The organism is Terriglobales bacterium (assembly GCA_035651995.1).
GTDB lineage: Bacteria > Acidobacteriota > Terriglobia > Terriglobales > Acidobacteriaceae > DASRER01.
In genome coordinates this window covers 115,194-132,218 of record DASRER010000028.1, presented here as the reverse complement: position 1 = coordinate 132,218, position 17,025 = coordinate 115,194, and the positions used below count along the sequence as shown (strand labels likewise).

The 17,025-nt window shown below is 65.0% G+C and carries 15 protein-coding genes; 9 read left to right on the top strand and 6 right to left on the bottom strand.

The genetic code is table 11. The features are described from left to right. The first annotated feature begins 38 nt into the window (after positions 1-38). A complete protein-coding gene (locus tag VFA60_10695) occupies positions 39-1,034 on the top strand; it encodes a zinc-dependent alcohol dehydrogenase family protein (GenBank protein ID HZQ92250.1) in 996 nt (331 codons plus the stop codon). A 69-nt stretch (positions 1,035-1,103) separates the two neighbouring features. Here the strand turns inward: VFA60_10695 and VFA60_10690 are convergent, their stop codons facing one another. The 6 genes from VFA60_10690 to VFA60_10665 form a co-directional block, all read right to left on the bottom strand. Beyond that, entirely contained in the window at positions 1,104-1,334 is a 231-nt protein-coding gene (locus VFA60_10690) for a DUF465 domain-containing protein (GenBank protein ID HZQ92249.1), read from the bottom strand. Positions 1,335-1,412: 78 nt separating this feature from the next. Next, positions 1,413-1,874, bottom strand: coding sequence for a ribosomal protein S18-alanine N-acetyltransferase (rimI, locus tag VFA60_10685; GenBank protein ID HZQ92248.1), 462 nt, complete (start codon positions 1,872-1,874; stop codon positions 1,413-1,415). A gap of 40 nt (positions 1,875-1,914) precedes the next feature. Continuing rightward, positions 1,915-2,619 (bottom strand): tRNA (adenosine(37)-N6)-threonylcarbamoyltransferase complex dimerization subunit type 1 TsaB, encoded by a 705-nt coding sequence (tsaB, locus tag VFA60_10680; GenBank protein HZQ92247.1) that lies wholly within the window; start codon positions 2,617-2,619, stop codon positions 1,915-1,917. A 129-nt stretch (positions 2,620-2,748) separates the two neighbouring features. Next, positions 2,749-3,156, bottom strand: a complete 408-nt coding sequence (gene mce / locus VFA60_10675) for a methylmalonyl-CoA epimerase (protein HZQ92246.1) — start codon at positions 3,154-3,156, stop codon at positions 2,749-2,751. Between the two features lie 95 nt (positions 3,157-3,251). After that, positions 3,252-4,139 (bottom strand): methylmalonyl Co-A mutase-associated GTPase MeaB, encoded by an 888-nt coding sequence (gene meaB / locus VFA60_10670; GenBank protein ID HZQ92245.1) that lies wholly within the window; start codon positions 4,137-4,139, stop codon positions 3,252-3,254. A gap of 119 nt (positions 4,140-4,258) precedes the next feature. After that, the gene (locus tag VFA60_10665; GenBank protein HZQ92244.1) at positions 4,259-4,690 is read right to left on the bottom strand and encodes a DUF4870 domain-containing protein; all 432 of its coding nucleotides are present in this window, start codon (positions 4,688-4,690) and stop codon (positions 4,259-4,261) included. Between the two features lie 453 nt (positions 4,691-5,143). On the opposite strand from VFA60_10665, the gene VFA60_10660 reads away from it, so the two are divergent. The 8 genes from VFA60_10660 (at position 5,144) to VFA60_10625 (ending at position 17,013) form a co-directional block, all read left to right on the top strand. Continuing rightward, entirely contained in the window at positions 5,144-7,390 is a 2,247-nt protein-coding gene (locus VFA60_10660; GenBank protein ID HZQ92243.1) for an ATP-binding protein, read from the top strand. Next, positions 7,383-8,738, top strand: a complete 1,356-nt coding sequence (locus tag VFA60_10655) for a sigma-54 dependent transcriptional regulator (protein ID HZQ92242.1) — start codon at positions 7,383-7,385, stop codon at positions 8,736-8,738. Before VFA60_10660 ends, VFA60_10655 begins: the two co-directional genes overlap by 8 nt. 434 nt (positions 8,739-9,172) lie before the next feature. After that, entirely contained in the window at positions 9,173-10,888 is a 1,716-nt protein-coding gene (pilB, locus tag VFA60_10650) for a type IV-A pilus assembly ATPase PilB (GenBank protein ID HZQ92241.1), read from the top strand. 91 nt (positions 10,889-10,979) lie between these two features. Continuing rightward, positions 10,980-12,089: a type IV pilus twitching motility protein PilT gene (locus VFA60_10645; GenBank protein ID HZQ92240.1), complete on the top strand. Its 1,110-nt coding sequence runs from the start codon at positions 10,980-10,982 to the stop codon at positions 12,087-12,089. Positions 12,090-12,239: 150 nt separating this feature from the next. Beyond that, positions 12,240-13,448 carry a type II secretion system F family protein gene (locus VFA60_10640; GenBank protein ID HZQ92239.1) on the top strand — a complete coding sequence of 403 codons (1,209 nt, stop codon included), beginning with the start codon at positions 12,240-12,242 and terminating at the stop codon, positions 13,446-13,448. A gap of 81 nt (positions 13,449-13,529) precedes the next feature. After that, on the top strand, positions 13,530-15,221 hold the full coding sequence (locus tag VFA60_10635; protein HZQ92238.1) for an ATP-binding protein: 1,692 nt from the start codon (positions 13,530-13,532) through the stop codon (positions 15,219-15,221). Next, positions 15,214-16,593, top strand: a complete 1,380-nt coding sequence (locus VFA60_10630) for a sigma-54 dependent transcriptional regulator (protein HZQ92237.1) — start codon at positions 15,214-15,216, stop codon at positions 16,591-16,593. The genes VFA60_10635 and VFA60_10630 overlap by 8 nt, the downstream gene beginning before the upstream one ends. A gap of 186 nt (positions 16,594-16,779) precedes the next feature. After that, the gene (locus tag VFA60_10625) at positions 16,780-17,013 is read left to right on the top strand and encodes a hypothetical protein (protein ID HZQ92236.1); all 234 of its coding nucleotides are present in this window, start codon (positions 16,780-16,782) and stop codon (positions 17,011-17,013) included. Positions 17,014-17,025: the final 12 nt, after the last annotated feature.

Genomic DNA, 17,025 nt, shown 5'->3' with positions numbered 1-17,025 from the left:
CGGAACGCGGTGCGCAGCGCGAGATAATTGTGAATGCCATGTTGGCCGCGGTGTTGCCAGCGCCGGCTGCGGTGGAGAGCAATCCGCTCCAGGTGCGGCAGGTGCCGGTGCCGGAGCCGGGACCCGGGCAGGTCCGCGTGCGGGTCAGCGCGTGCGCGGTGTGCCGCACCGACCTGCACGTGGTGGAAGGAGAGCTGCCGCCCCGTCGCGCGGAAATCATTCCCGGGCACCAGATCGTGGGCACGGTGGACGCTGCCGGTCCGGGAGCAAACCGGTTCGCGCCGGGGGCGCGGGTAGGCGTTGCCTGGCTGCACCGCACCGATGGCGTGTGCCGGTATTGCCGGAGCGGCCGCGAGAACCTTTGCGACGCGCCGGAGTTCACCGGCTACACGGTGAACGGCGGCTTTGCCGAGTACACGGTGGCGGAAGAGGAGTTCGTCTATCCGCTGCCCGCACAATTTACCGACGTGCAGGCCGCGCCGCTGTTGTGCGCCGGCATCATTGGGTTCCGCTGCCTGCGCCTGGCCGATATCGGCGCCGGAAGCAAACTGGGAATTTACGGATTCGGCGCGGCGGGGCACGTGTGCATCCAGGTGGCGCGGGGCCGCGGCGCGGCGGTGTACGTTTCGACGCGCGACGAGAAGCACCGCGAGCTGGCGCTGCGGCTGGGCGCGGCCTGGGTGGGCGACGCCAGGGCGCTGCCGCCGGCGCACCTGGACGCTTCCATCATCTTCGCGCCCGCCGGGGACCTGGTCCCGCCGGCGCTCACGGCGCTGAAAAAAGGCGGCAGGCTCGTGCTGGGCGGGATCCACATGAGCGACATCCCGGCGTTGCCCTACGCCAGCCTCTACCAGGAGCGCTCGATCCGCAGCGTGGCCAACAACACGCGCGAAGACGGGCGCGACTTCCTCGCCGAGGCCGCGAAAATTCCCGTGGTGACCGCGGTGCAGCAATTCCGCCTTACCCAGATCAACGAGGCGCTGAACGCCCTGAAGCACGACGGCGTTGCCGGCGCCGCGGTGGTCAAGATGTGATTACGGAGAACAAAGAAAAAAGAGACGCGCAGCGGCGTCTCTTCTTCTTACCTTCGATTCGGAAAGTCTTCAGGCGACCTGGTTCGTCTGGCGATACTTGAGCTCAATCCGCTCCATTTCGTCTTTCAGGCGCAGTTTGAGCTTCTTGAGCCGGACTTCCTCCAGTTTTTCGTCTTCGGATAAGTACCGCTTCTGGATCAGGGATTCGAGGCGTTGTGAGTATTGGGAGTGCTCCTGGACGAGGCGGCGAAATTCGTCGTTGCTTGCCAGGAGTTGGCTGCGGAGTTCAGCAGAAGCCATCCACCAACCTCCTAAGTGAGGTAAACGCTATCACACGGCCGGGGTACCTTCAACGGATTTTGCGAGCTGCTGAATTGGTTATCGGTCAGCGCTGGCGCGCGTTAGCAGTTTGTAAACGATGGCGTCTTCGCGCGGGGCGGCATAGTAGCCGGGGCGGCGGCCGGCGGGGCGGAAGCCGGCGGACTCGTACAGCGCGCGCGCCGCGGCGTTCGATTCGCGGACCTCGAGAAACACGCTCCGGGCGCGGGATTCGCGGGCGAGCGCGAGCGCTGCGGCGATCAGCCGCTTCCCTGCTCCACGCCTTCGCGCGGCGAGTGCGACCGCGATGTTCTCCAGCTCCCAGTCGCCGGCGAGCGTGCGCAGAACGACGAAGCCGATGACGTCGCCTTCGTGTTCGGCGACCAGCGCCAGCCGCTGCGCCGACTCAGGATCGTGGAGCCGCTCCCATTCGGCCGCGCTCCACTGCGCAGCTTCGGGCGCGGCTTCGGCGAGGCCGCGCATGGCGGGAACGTCTTCGATGGTGGCGGGGCGGACATTCATCTAAAAGGACACGAAGTGCACGCGAAGGCCGCCAGGGAAATCACGGCTTCGCGAAAATTTCCGCATCCGACCGGCGGATGTACTCGGCGTCGAGATCGGCGGCGCTGACGGTTTCGCCGGCGGCGAGCTTGCGCAGGCCGATGCGGGCGACGTCGGCGACGCTTGGGCGCGGAACGCGCTCGAGGTGGAGGCCGGCCGTGCCGGCGGCCTGCGCGACCGCGTCGTCGGGCGTGACCACCGGGCCGGCGCCGGCGCGGGCCTGGCCGCGAACGGCCGCGATGAACTCCTCGCAGTGCGCCACGAACTGGCGCTGCAGCTCGGCGCGGTTGCCGTGCACGCGATACTCGGCGACATAGAACTCGCTGCGTCCCGCATCGAGCGCGGCCATGATCTGCGAATAGACGCCCGGTTCGGCGGCGCGGCGCTGCGCCGCAAGCGCCAGCGCTTCGAGCAGCGAAACGGCTGCGATCGGAACGCGAATGATTTCCGCCAGCGCTTTGACGGCGGCGAGACCGACGCGCAGCCCGGTGAACGAACCGGGGCCGTGCGCGACGGCGATGCCGTTGAGGCCGGCCAGCTTCAGGCGGTTGCGCTCCAGCAGCGCCGCGATCGTGGGCGCCAGTTGTGCCGAGTAAGTGCCGCCTTCGAGCGGCGACGAGGCGATGATCTCGCAGGCAGACGCATCGCCGCGGGCCAGGGCAACGGCGCCGGCGCGGCCGGTGGTGTCAATGGAGAGAATCAGCATGAGCTAGCAATCAGCAATCAGCACTCAGCAATCAGAATTCAGCCCTTCAACATTCGAGCGACATTTTGCGCGGTCGAAAAAGCTGCGCATGGGCTGAATGCTGAGTTGCTGACTGCTGAGTGCTGCTTTTCACACTCCGCCCGGCGGCTCTTCGCACAGCTCCAGCAGCACGCCGCCGGCTGACGATGGGTGCACGAAGACATACAGATGTCCGCCGGCGCCGACCTTGATTTCGTCGGAGATGAGGCGTGTGCCCTGCTGCTTGAGTTTTTCGACGGTGGCGGAAAGGTCCGCGACGCGCAGCGCGACGTGGTGCAGGCCCTCCCCCCGTTTTTCCAGGAACCGGCCGACGGGCGAATCGGGGTGCGTGGGCTCGAGCAGTTCGATGCGCGACTCGCCCAGCGGCACCATCGCGATCTTTACGCGCTCGTGCTCGATGGTCTCCTCGCCCACGACCTCGAGCCCAAGCAATTGGTAGAAGCGTTTGGAGCGCTCGAGCGAGCGGACGGCGATGCCGAGATGGTCAATGATTGCCATGGCCCAATTGCCGAATTGCAGAGCTGCCGAATTGCCGAATTGAAACCCTTCGTTTGAGCTTGCCTACAATTCGGCAGTTCCGCAATTCGGCAATCTTACCTGCGCACGCGCTCGCGTTTCATCTCTCCCGCCAGCTCTTCCACCAGCGCGTACGGATCGCGGCGGTGCTCGGCGACTTCGGCGGCGTAGCGGGCGAGCTGCTCGTCGCCCACTTCGCGGCGGACGCGCTCGACCAGCGCTTCGCGCAGCATCTCCACCAGGCGGCCGCGCCAGTTCTGCTGCTTTTTGGCGGCGGCCTGCCCGCTGCGCTTGAGGAAATCCTCGTACTTCGCAATCGCGGCGGCGAGTTCGGGAATGCCTTTGGCTTCGGTGGCCACGGTCTTGACGACCGGCGGCGTCCACTGGTCGGCGCGCGGGGCCAGCGCCTGCATGGCGCGGATTTCGCGCTCCACCCGCTCGGCGCCCTCGCGGTCGCTCTTGTTGATGACGAAGACGTCGGCAATCTCCATGATGCCGGCCTTGATGGTCTGCACGTCGTCGCCCATGCCGGGGACGAGGATGACGACGGTGACGTCGGCCAGGCGCACGATGTCGACTTCGTCCTGGCCGACGCCGACGGTCTCGATCAAGACCGGGTCGCGGCCGGCGGCGTCCAGGACCGAGGCGACGTCCGCCGTGGCGCTTGCCAGTCCTCCCAACGACCCGCGCGTGGCCATCGAGCGCACATAGACGCCGGCGTCGGCGTGGTGCGACTGCATGCGAATGCGGTCACCGAGAATGGCCCCGCCGGAGAACGGGCTTGTGGGGTCAACAGCAATGACGCCGAGCGTCTTGCCCTGCGCACGATAGACGCGCGCGAGCTGGTCCACCAGCGTGCTCTTGCCGGCGCCGGGCGCGCCGGTGAGTCCCAGGATGCGGGCGCGTCCGGTGTGCGGGAACAGGGCGCCGAGCAGGCGCTGCCATCCGGGCGCGCGGTCTTCCACCACGCTGATGGCGCGCGCCAGCGCCCGGGGGTCGCCCGCGCGGATGAGAGCGGCGAAGTTGTTCAGGTCAGGCTGCAGTCTTGGGTCCCTGTCTTCGTGGATGCGAACCGAAGATTATCTCAGAGGTGGAGCATGCGGCGCGCCCAGCCGCCGACCACCGGATAAGCCGCCCACTCACCCCGGCTGGCCTTGACGCCGTACATGATGGAAAGGACCAGGGTCGTGATCCACGCCAGGAAGAAACCGATCCAGATGAGCGGAAAGAGCAGGAAGAACCACGCTGGCGGCTGTCCGTGGGATTGCGCCTGGGTGGCGGCAAGGCCGACGATGCTCCCAATCCACACGATGATGAACAACACCATGAACAGGAGGTACGCCGCCTGATAAAGCAGCACCTGCACGGCGTGGAACCTGACAAAGCGCGACTTGTCGCGGATGAAGAAGATAATCAGCGCCGGCAGGAACCCGCCCACCATCTGAAGCACGTGCGCCAGCAGCGCCATGGTGCGCTCGTCCTGCGTGGGAACGGCGGGGGTGTCGGGCGCGGACATGGGCGCGCAGATTATCTCAGAGGTGGAGCATGCGGCGCACGATGTCCGAGCCGTCCTTGCACGGGTAAAGGCGTGCCCATCCGCAGCCAATGGACTGCGCCGCTACCGGCAGAACCTCTGAATGTTCAGCAAAGGTCTGATCGTTGCGCATAGTCTAGTGCTTCGGCCGCAGACGGCGGGGATCGTTTTTGAGCTCGCTCTCAAGCTAATGTGCAATGGTGGCGTGGCCGCGCGGGCGAGGTCGCCCGCGTCCACACGGTCCGGGGTGGCGTGCCGGCGGGCGAGGGCGCCCGCCGCTACGTCGTGAAGAGTCGTGATGGCGCGAGCACGCGGACGAGGGCGTGCGCGCCACGCAGTTCGTAATCACCCGATCACCCATTCAACCAGATCGCCCGATGCATCAACTGTGTCGTTTCCGCCACAGTTTTCCCTATAATTGAGACACTGAGTACCGTGTCTGACAACACCATGTCGCCGCCCGGGCAGCAGCGGAAGCGGTTTCTGCTGGGGCTGATCATCGGCACGGCGGTGCTGTTTGCGGTGGTGTTTTCGCAGACGGCGTTCAACCTGAGCTTCCTGCGACCGAACAGCAGCGAGGAGACGCTGGTACTGGCGGCGCTCTCGTCGCTGATCTTCCTGCTGCTGGTCACGCTGGGATTCATCCTCGTCCGCAACCTGCTGAAGGTATTTCTGGAGCGGCGGGTGGGCGTGCTGGGCTCGAAGTTCCGCACGCGCATGGTGGTGGGCGCGCTGGTGATTTCGACTACCCCGGTGCTCTTCCTTTACCTGTTTGCCTACGGGCTGATGAACCGCTCCATCGAGCGCTGGTTTTCGCAGCCGGTGGAAGAAGTGCGCGCCGATTCGGCGGACGTTGCCCGCCTGCTGGCCGGGTACGCGGCGGAAAATGCGCGCAGCGAGTCGCGCTCCATTGCGGCGGCGGCCGACACGCAGCGGGCTTTCCAGACGGGCAACTTCGGCGGCGTGATGAACGAGTTCCGCCGGCACGAGATTACGTTGCAGGGCGGCTTCGCACTGGCGCTGCTGGCCTCGGGCGACGGGGCGCTGCCGCCATTGCACTCCGATCGCTGGATTGCCGAGGCCAGCTTCCAGGCGCCGCGCCCCTGGCCCATGATGCGGGCGGCGCTGCCGTGGCAGAACATCGCCGCCGGCAAGCCCATCCAGATTGCGGGCGCGCCTTACATGCTGGCGATGGCCGGGGTGGGCGATCGCGGCCGGATTCTCGTCGCCATGCCGCTGCCGGAAAAATTCACGGCGACCCTGGAGCGCATTGACCAGAGCCAGCAGCGCTACGCCGAACTGGCCTCGCAACGCAAGGCGGTGCGGCGCACCTACATGGGATATTTGCTGCTGCTGACCGTCCTGGTGCTGTTTGCGGCGACGTGGCTGGCGCTGTTCTTGAGCAAACAAGTCACGCGGCCGGTGTCCGCGCTGGCCGAAGCCATGGAAGAACTGAAGCAGGGGCGGCTCGACTATCGCGTACACCTCACCGCGGCCGACGAACTCGGCGACCTGGTGGCGAGTTTCAACGCGATGGCCGCGGAGCTGGAGTCGAACCGCAAGCAGATCGAAGCTTCCTCGCGCGACCTGGCCGATGCCAACGCGCAACTGGAGCAGCGGCGGCGGCAGATCGAAACCATCCTGGAGAGCATTCCTTCGGGCGTGCTGTCGCTGGACGCCCGGCGGCGCGTGACCCACGTGAACAACGCGTTCGCGCGCATGTTTGCCGGCGCGGGCGAGGTCCCGGTGGGCGCGGGACTGGATGACGTCTTCTCGCGCGACGTGGCGGCCGACCTGGAGCACCTGCTGCGCAAGTCCGAGCGCATGGGCGCGAACACCAGCCAGATGGAGATCGCGACGCCGCGCGCCCAACTGAGCGTGGCCGTGACCGCCGCGGCGCTGAAGCATGGGGCGCAGCGGCTCGGCTACGTGGTCGTGTTCGAAGATCTCTCCGACGTGCTCAAGGCGCAGAAGCAGGCGGCGTGGCGCGAAGTAGCGCGGCGCGTGGCGCACGAGATCAAGAACCCGCTCACGCCGATTGCGCTTTCGGCGGAGCGCATCCGCCGCCACTTGCAGCGCGCCAATCCCGAGCCGCAGGCGCTGGCCATCGTGCAGGGATGCGCCGAAACGATTGCCGGCGCGGTGGAGACGGTGCGCACCCTGGTGGACGAGTTCTCCACGCTGGCGCGCTTCCCGAACGCGCAGCCGCAGCCGGCGAACATCAACGGAATCGTGGAGAGCGCGCTGGCCTTGTTCGATGGACGGCTCGACGGCATCCGCGTGGAGCGGCACCTGGCCGCCGATCTGCCGCGGGTCTTGGCCGATCCGGAAGCGATGAAGCGCGCCATCGCCAACCTGGTGGACAACGCCGCCGAGGCGATGCAGGACTCGCTGCTGCGCGAAATCCACATACAGACGACGCTGCTCTCCAGCCGTGACGCGGTGGAAATCATCGTGGCCGACACGGGTCACGGCGTGAGCCGCGAACTGAAGGAAAAACTTTTCCTGCCGTACTTCTCCACCAAACGCCGCGGCACGGGACTCGGGCTTGCGATTGTGAGCCGCATCGTGGAGGAGCATCGCGGGTCCATTCGCGTGGAAGAGAATTCGCCGGTGGGCGCGCGCTTCATCGTGGAGCTGCCGGTGGCCACCGAATCGGCGCTCGTCGAGGCCCATGCATAACCTCCTGATCGTTGACGACGAAGCGAGCATCCGCGAGTCGCTGCGCGGCGTGCTGGAAGACGAAGGCTACAAGGTGGCCGACGTCGAGAGCGGCGAGGCCTGCATGGACACGCTGCGCCGCAGCACCTTCGACGTGGTGCTGCTCGACATCTGGCTGCCCGGCATGGACGGCCTGGAGACGCTGGAGAAAATCAAGGAGGACCCGGAGCATCCCGAGGTGGTGATCATCTCCGGGCACGGAACGATCGAGACGGCGGTGCGCGCGACCAAGCTGGGCGCCTTCGACTTCCTGGAAAAACCGCTGTTGCTGGAAAAGACGCTGATCGTGGTAAAGAACGCGGTCGAGGCGCACCGGCTGCGCGTGGAGAACCGCGAGCTGAAGCGGCTGGTGCTGGCGCGCAGCGTGCTGGTGGGCGAGAGCGTCCCGGTCAAGGCGCTGCGCCAGCAGATCGGCTTGATGGCGCCGACGAACGGGCGCGTGCTCATCTTCGGCGAGTCGGGCACGGGCAAAGAGCTGGTGGCGCGCGCCATCCATCAGCAGAGCCTGCGCAAGGAAGCGATGTTCGTGAAGGTGAACTGCGCGGCGATCCCGGAAGATTTCATCGAGAGCGAGTTGTTCGGACATCGGGCGGGTTCGTTCGCCGGCGCCGCGTCCGACAAGGACGGCAAATTCCAGAAGGCCGACGGCGGCACCCTCTTCCTCGACGAAGTGGGCGACATGAGCCTGAAGACGCAGTCGAAGGTGCTGCGCACCCTCGACGAGCAGCGTTTTGAGCGCGTGGGCGGCGATGAGGCAATCACCGTGGATGCGCGCGTGATTGCGGCGACGAACAAAAACCTGGAGGAAGAAATTTCGCGCGGAAATTTTCGCGAAGACCTGTTCTATCGGCTGAACGTGATTCCGTTCTTCGTCCCGCCCCTGCGTGAGCGCAAAGAGGACATTCCGCTGCTGGCGCGCCACTTTCTGAAGGAGTTCTCCAGTTCCTACAGCCGGCGCACGCGCGAGATCTCCGACGACGCGGTGGAAGCGCTGATGCGCTACTCGTGGCCGGGGAACGTGCGCGAGTTGCGCAACGTCATCGAGCGCATGGTGATCATGAATCCGGCGGCGGCCAGGCTCGACCGCAAGCATCTGCCGCCGCTGGTGTATCGCGATGGCGGCGGCCGCGCGGCGCCGGCCGAATTTTCCACGCTGCACCAGGCCCGCGCTGCGTATGAGCGCGATTACATCCTGAAGAAGCTCGACGACAATCACGGCAACGTGAGCCGGACGGCCGAGGTGCTGGGGCTGGAGCGGTCACATCTGTATCGGAAGATGAAGACGCTGGGGATTGCGGTGAAGGAGTAGCCAGTCGCCGGCTTAGTTCTCCGTTCTGAGTTCTCGGTCGGGCGAATCGGGCCACTTAACATCGCCCGTCCGGTCGCGCGATAAGGCCATCGGCCCTGGTGACGACATACACAATGATCTTCCTCTTCCTCGGCATCTCGGCCGCTCACTTCGCGGGCAAATCCTGACCCGTCCGGCAAGCAACCCTGGGCGGCGGGCCGGCATGTGTTTCCGATGTCTCGATCTGCCCCTAGGTCATTGAACCTTCGTGCTTTAAACCAGTGTAAAACTAAGCAATCCGGCAGCTATTCTGGATTGACAATTTTTGACAGCGAACATAGGATGCGCCCAACCTGCACGAGCTTGCTTTTCCACCGTCGCAGCGCAGCGATTGCGCCCGCAAGCGTGATCGCTAAGCAGTTCCAGTCCAGTGACATGGCAAGGGAGACCCGGTAATGTCTCAGCGCCTCGGCGACCTTCTGGTTAAGGAGAAGGTCATTTCGTCGGAACAGCTCGACCAGGCGCTGAAGGTGCAGAAAGAGTCATCCGGGCGCCTCGGATCCGTGCTGGTCAAGCTGGGCTTCCTCTCCGACGAAGAGGTTACCAACTTCCTCTCCCGCCAGTACGGCGTGCCGGCCATCAATCTCTCCTACTTCGAAATTGACCCGGCGGTGGTCAAGCTCATCCCCTACGAAACCGCCAAGCGCTATCAGATCCTGCCGCTCAGCCGCGTCGGCTCTTCGCTGACCATCGCCATGGTGGACCCCACGAATGTCTTCGCCATGGACGACATCAAGTTCATGACCGGCTTCAACATCGAGCCCGTCGTCGCCTCGGAAAGCTCGATCATGGCCGGCATCGAGAAGGCGTACGGCTCCACCCAGGAAGAGGACCTGGAAAAGGTCATGGCCTCCATCGGCGAGGCCGAAGCCGATGTCGAGCTTTCCGCCAGCGACGAAGAAGAACTCGCCCTCGAAGACCTGGAAAGGGCCGCCGACGAAGCGCCCATCGTCAAGCTCGTCAACCTCATCCTTACCGACGCGGTCAAGCGCGGCGCCAGCGACATCCACATGGAGCCGTACGAGAAGGAGTACCGCGTCCGCTTCCGCATTGACGGCATGCTGCAAACCATCATGTCGCCGCCCATGAAATTGAAAGACGCCATCACTTCGCGCATCAAGATCATGGCCAAGCTCGACATCAGCGAGAAGCGCCTGCCGCAGGACGGCCGCATCATGCTCAAAATGGCCGTCCACGGAAAGAAGAAACAGCTCGACTACCGCGTCTCCACCCTGCCCACGCTCTGGGGCGAAAAGATCGTCATGCGGCTGCTCGACAAGGAAAACCTGCGGCTCGACATGACCAAGCTCGGCTTCGAGCAGGAGTCGCTCACCAAGTTCGAGCGCGCCATTCTCAAGCCCTACGGCATGGTGCTGGTCACCGGGCCGACCGGCTCGGGCAAGACCAATACCCTCTACTCCTCCATCGCGCGACTCAATCAGCCCGACACCAACATCATGACCGCCGAAGACCCGGTCGAGTTTCAGCTCCCGGGCGTCAACCAGGTCCAGATGAAGGAATCCATCGGCCTGAACTTCGCCGCCGCGCTGCGCGCCTTCCTCCGCCAGGACCCCAACATCATCCTGGTGGGCGAGATCCGCGACTTCGAGACGGCGGAAATCGCCATCAAGGCCGCCCTCACCGGCCACCTGGTGCTGAGCACGCTGCACACCAACGGCGCGCCGGAAACCATCTCGCGCCTCATGAACATGGGCATAGAGCCTTTCCTGGTGGCCACATCCGTGCACATGATCGTGGCCCAGCGCCTGGTGCGCCGCATCTGCGCCGACTGCGGCGAGGAGCAGGAAGTCCCGCAGCAGACCCTCATCGAGGCCGGCTACACCCCCCAGGAAGCAAAAACCGTAAAAATCAAGAAGGGAAAAGGCTGCGGAACCTGTAACAATACCGGCTACAAAGGACGCTGCGGGCTCTACGAGGTCATGGAAGTGGATGACGAGCTGCGCGAACTTATCCTCGTGGGCGCCTCGGCCCTGGAATTGAAGAAAAAGGCCATCGAACGTGGCATGATCACGCTGCGCCGCAGCGGCCTCATCAAGGTCATGGGCGGCATGACCACGCTGGAGGAAGTGGCAAGAGAGACAGTGCACTGAGTCTTGCAGTCCGTCCGTCGCTCAGTCACTTCAGCCAAACCGCTGACCGACTGGCCGGCTGACGGATCGAACACGACATTCAGGTGAAGCGATGAACGTTACGTTAAGCGACCTGCTCAGAAAAATGCTGGAGATGAACGGCAGCGATCTCCACATCTCCACCAACTCGCCGCCGCAAGTGCGCGTACACGGCCACTTGCAGCCGCTCGACATGCCGCCCATGCAGCCGGCTGAGACCAAGCAGCTCTGCTACAGCGTGCTCACCGATGCGCAAAAGCACCGCTTCGAAGAAAACTGGGAGCTCGACTTCAGCTTCGGCCTCAAGGGCCTGGCCCGCTTCCGCGGCAACCTGTTCAATCAGCGCGGCGCCACCGGCGCGGTCTTCCGCGTCATCCCGTTCGAGATCAAGTCGTTCAACCAGCTCGGACTGCCGCCCGTCGTCGCCAAGCTGTGCGAAAAGCCGCGCGGCCTGGTGCTGGTCACCGGCCCCACCGGCTCGGGCAAGTCCACCACGCTCGCCGCCATGATCGACAAGATCAACTCCGAGCGCCACGACCACATCATCACCATCGAAGACCCGATCGAGTTCGTCCACCAGAACAAGAATTGCCTGGTGAACCAGCGCGAGGTGCACGCCGATACCAAGGGATTCACCGAGGCCCTCCGCGCCGCGCTCCGCGAAGACCCTGACGTGGTGCTCATCGGCGAAATGCGCGATTTGGAAACGATTGAGTCGGCGCTGCGCATCGCCGAAACCGGCCACTTGACCTTCGGCACGCTGCACACCAACTCGGCCGCGTCCACCATCAACCGTATTATTGACGTCTTCCCCTCGCACCAGCAGTCGCAGATTCGCGCCCAGCTTTCGCTCGTGCTGGAAGGCATCATGTGTCAATCGCTGCTGCCGAAAATCGGCGGCCAGGGACGCGCCTGCGCCATGGAAATCCTGGTGCCGAACGCGGCCGTCCGCAACCTGATCCGCGAAGACAAAATCCACCAGATTTACTCGGCCATGCAGTCCGGCCAGGACAAGTACGGGATGCAGACGTTCAACCAGGCGCTCGCCACGCTCTATTTCCAAAAGCAGATTTCGCTGGAGACGGCCCTGCTGCGCTCGTCCATGCCTGACGAGCTGCAGGAAATGATCAACCGCGGCGCGGGTGTGAAGTCCACCGGCGCGGCGGCGGCCATGAAACGGTAGTGGTTGTGTCAGGGCACGACTTGGGTCGTGCCGAAACGGGACGTTGATTGCGGGGTGCGCCGAGGGAGCGAACGCGACTGAGGCGCGATGGTTAACACGCTGTTCGGGCTCGACGCCCGGCCATAGGCCGGAGCTGATGGGAGGCTTGGCATGCCAACTTTTACTTACACTGGCAAGAACGCCGCGGGTCAGAAGGTCAACGGCGAACGCGTGGCTGAAAACAAGCAGGTGCTCAAGGCACAGCTGCTGCGCGAACGCATTACCGCCGACGCCATCAAGGAGAAGGGCAAGGAGTTCGCCCTGCCCACCTTCGGTGGAGGCAAGGTCGGCACCAAGGACATTGCCATCTTCTTCCGCCAGTTCTCCGTCATGATCGACGCCGGACTGCCGCTGGTGCAGTGTCTTGAAATCCTTGGCGCCAACCAGGAGAGCCAGGCGTTCCAGCGCGCCCTGAACGGCGTGCGGACCACGGTCGAGGGCGGCTCCACCCTCGCCAACGCCATGCGTGGCTATCCCAAGATCTTCGACGACCTCACCACCAACATGATCGAGGCGGGCGAGACCGGCGGTATTCTGGACACGATTCTCCAGCGCCTTTCGACCTACGTCGAAAAAGCCGTCAAGCTGAAATCGGCCGTCAAGTCGGCGCTCATCTATCCCGTGTCGGTCATCAGCATCGCCGTGCTGATCGTCGGCGGCCTGTTGAAGTTCGTCGTCCCCACGTTTGCGCAGTTGTTCGCCGGCCTGGGTGTTGACCTGCCGCTGCCCACCCGCATCGTCATGAGCGCCAGCAACTTCGTGGGCCGCTTCTGGTGGGTGTTCATCGCCGGCCTGATCGCGCTGGTCATTGCCATCAAGCAGATCACCAAGCATCCCGAAGGCCGCTACTACTTCGACAAGTTCCTGCTCAACCTTCCGGTTGTCGGCATGCTGCTGCGCAAGATCGCGGTCGCGCGCTTCAGCCGCACGCTCGGCACTCTGATCACCTCCGGCGTGCCCATCCTGGAAGGTCTCTCCATCACCGCGCGCACATCCGGCAACGCCGTGCTCGAGCGCGCGCTCATGAAGGTGCGCAAGGCCATTGAAGAAGGCCGCACCATTGTCGATCCGCTGAAGGAAAGCGGCGTCTTCCCCAACATGGTCACGCAGATGATCGGCGTCGGCGAAGCCACGGGCGCGATGGACGCCATGCTCCAGAAGATCGCCGACTTCTACGAAGACGACGTCGACGCGGCCACCAAGGACATGCTCACTCTCTTGGAGCCGATCATGATCGGCTTCCTCGGCTTCATGGTCGGCGGCATCGTGATCTCGCTGTACATGCCGCTGTTCTCGCTCATCTCCAAGCTGGCCGGCTGAGGTCCGGGAGCGGAGGGCGCAGCGCTGCGCGCCGCTGGCGTGCAACGCCCGCTCTCTGCGCCCGACAGACGACAGAAGACGATGGCGACCGACTTCAATGTCCGCACATGGCTGACCTGGCTGGTCAAGGTCAGGGTCATCATCGTTACCTGCCTGCTCGTCATCGAGCTGGCCATCATCCGGCTCACCCCGACCCACGTTTCGGAAGCGCTGTTCGTCGGCGTCATCCTCGCCTGGTACGTCGTCCCCAGCCTCATGTACCTGCTGCTCAGCCGCTGGGGACACGACGTTCTCGAGGCCCGCGCCCAGATTCTGGCTGACCTGGTCTTCGCCACCGCCGTGCTCTACGTCACCGGCGGCATCGACACCTCGTTCAATTTCCTCAACCCGCTCATCATCATCGTCGCCAGCATCCTGCTCTCGCGCGTCTGGGCATACCTCACCGCCCTGCTGGCTTTCATCGCCTTCGGCGCGATGCTCGAGCTCACCTACTTCGGCATCATTCCGTCCTACGGCTCCTCCACACCCGGCCCGCGCTCGCTGCAGGCCGTCATCTTCATCAACCTGTTCGCGTACATCGCCATCGCCTACCTGTCGAGCATGCTCAGCAACAAGCTGCGCCAGGCCGACGTGCAGCTGGCCGATAAGAGCGGCGCGCTGCTCAACCTCCAGGCCCTGCACGAGAACATCATCAACTCGATGACCGGCGGCCTCATCACCACCGACCTTGAGGGCCGCGTCACCGTGCTCAATCCCGCCGGCGCGAGCCTGCTGGAGCGCGAAGAGGCAGACGTGCTCGGCCAACCGGTAAGCAGCCTGTTTCTCGACCGCCTGCCCATCGGAATCCGCGGCTCATCGCGCGGCGAAGCGCGCTCGCTCACTCCCACCGGCAAGGAAAAAACCCTCGGCGTCACCGCCGCCACCCTCACCGTGCCCGGCAGCGGCGCCTCCGGCTTCCTCTACACGTTTACCGACCTCACCGAGGTCCGCCGCCTGGAGCGCGAGGTCCGCATGCGCGACCGCCTCGCCGCCCTCGGACGCATGGCGGAAGGCATTGCCCACGAAATCCGCCAGCCGCTGGCTTCCATCGCCGGTTCGGTCAAGGTGCTCGCCTCCGTCGCCGCGCTCAACGACGAGCAGCTCCGCCTGGTGGATATCGTCGGCCGCGAGTCCGTGCGCCTCAACGGCATCATCTCCGACTTCCTCGCCTACGCGCGCGACAAAAACTACACCTTCGCGCACCTCGACCTGCGCCTGCTGCTCGATGACACGCTCACCCTGCTCGAAAACCGGCTTCCGCTGCTCGGATCGGGCGACAGCCCACGCCCCGCCATCCGCATCGTCCGCAACTTCGAGGCTGCCGAGGCCCCGGCCGTCGCTGACGGCGACCGCATGAAGCAGGTTTTCTGGAATATCTGCGAGAATGCGGTCCGCGCCATGCCGCACGGCGGCACGCTCACTGTTTCTCTGCGTGCCCGCGACGGCAAGTGGCTCATCAGCTTCGCCGACACCGGCCCCGGCCTCACCGCGCAGCAGGTGGAAAAAGTCTTCGAACCCTATCAGTCATGGTTTGAGAGCGGCAGCGGCCTCGGCCTCGCCATCGTCTACCAGATCGTGCAGGCGCACGACGCCAAGATCAGCGTGCGCTCCGAGCCCGGCCACGGCGCCGAATTCATCCTCGAAATCAGGCAGGCCGCCCGCGTTCCCGCACCCGCTGATCGTCCCGGCGCGGACGAACCGGTCTCCGCCGCGGTTAAGGGGGCGCATGGCTAACATCCTGGTCTGCGACGACGAGCGCTCCATCTGCGAAATGCTCGAAATCACCCTGCGCAAAGACGGCCACCGCATTGAAACGGTGAACTCGGGCGAGGCCGCCAAGCGCAAGATTGATTCCGCGCTCTACGACATCATCCTCACCGACATCAAGATGCCGCACACCAACGGCATTGACGTGCTCAAGCACGCGCGCCGCTCCTCGCCCGAGACCGCCGTCGTCCTCATGACCGCCGTCGAAGACGTGCACGCCGCCATCCAGGCCGTGAAGGCCGGCGCCTCCGACTACCTGCAAAAAGGGCCAGACCTGGTGGAGGCCGTCCGCCTGGCCATCGACGCCGCGCTCGACAAAGTCTCGCTCCGCCGCCAGAACCAGGCCTTCCGCCGCGACGCCAACAGCCGCAACTCGCTGGAGAACATCATCGGCGCCAGCGCCGCGATGGAGAAGCTGAAGGAAACCATCCGCACCGTCGCCGCCACCGGCAGCACCGTGGTGATCCTGGGCGAGAGCGGGACCGGAAAGGAACTGGTCGCGCGCGCGCTGCACGCCTGCTCGCCGCGCGCCTCCGAACCCTTCATTCCCGTCAACTGCGGCGCGTTTCCGGAGACGCTGCTCGAAAGCGAACTCTTCGGATACGTGAAGGGCGCCTTCACCGGCGCCACGCACAACTCGCGCGGCCTGTTCGAAGGCGCGCACGGCGGCACCATCTTCCTCGACGAAGTCAGCGAGATGAGCATCGCCATGCAGGTCAAGCTGCTGCGCGCGCTCCAGGAGCGCACCGTGCGCCCCGTCGGCGGCACGGAAGAAATTCCGGTGGACGTCCGCGTCATCGCCGCCACCAACAAAGACCTGGAAAAGCTCGTCGCCGAAAGCGGCTTCCGCGAAGACCTTTACTATCGCTTGAGCGTCATCCCCATCGAAGTCCCGCCGCTGCGCGACCGCAAAGAAGACATCCCCCTGCTCGCCGGCCACTTTCTCAAGCGCTTCGCGCCGGCGGCAGGCAAGAGCATCCTGCGCATCGCCGCCAGCTCGCTGCGCGACCTCTGCGCCTACGAGTGGCCGGGCAACGTCCGCCAGCTGGAGAACACTATCGAACGCGCCGTCGCGCTCGAGAGCGGCAACGAGCTCCACGTCGAGATACCCATGGACCGTCCGCGCGCCCGCGCCACCGCCGCGGCAGCGGGCATTGCAGGCGACGGCGCCGCGCTCCCGCCCGAGGGCGTTGACCTGGAGCGCTACGTCGCCAGCATCGAGCGCTCGCTGATCCAGTCCGCCCTCCGCCAGTCCGGCGGCGTCCAAACCCGCGCCGCCGACCTGCTGAAAATCTCCTACCGCAGCTTCCGCCACCTGCTGAAGAAGTACGACATCTGAAACCGGTTCTCGGTTCTTGGAACGAGCAGCCGGAAGGGCGGCTGAATGTGGCCCGGCACGAAGCGCCGGGGAACGGATCGAATTCGATCCGGTCCCGCAGAAACGACTGGGCCGCTGCCGACGCCCGCTATACTCGTTGCAGGCCGGTGGCCAGCGGCCGGCGGCCAACGACCAACGACGGTCTTCATGCGTTACATCCTCCGCTTCCTCTGGGCCGCCACCGCGGGACACCGCCTCGCCCCCTGGCGAAGTCCCTATCTAAAGTGGCGCATCGAGACCTACTGCGGCCTCAAGATGGACAAAATCGGTTTCCTGGAATTTTGGGGGTTCATGTGGCGCGAGCGCCGCGAACTGGCCCGCTTCCTGAAGTGGACCGCCGAAATGGACCGCTATGCGCGCCCGAAGCCGCGCAACCCGTAACGGCCTTCGGGG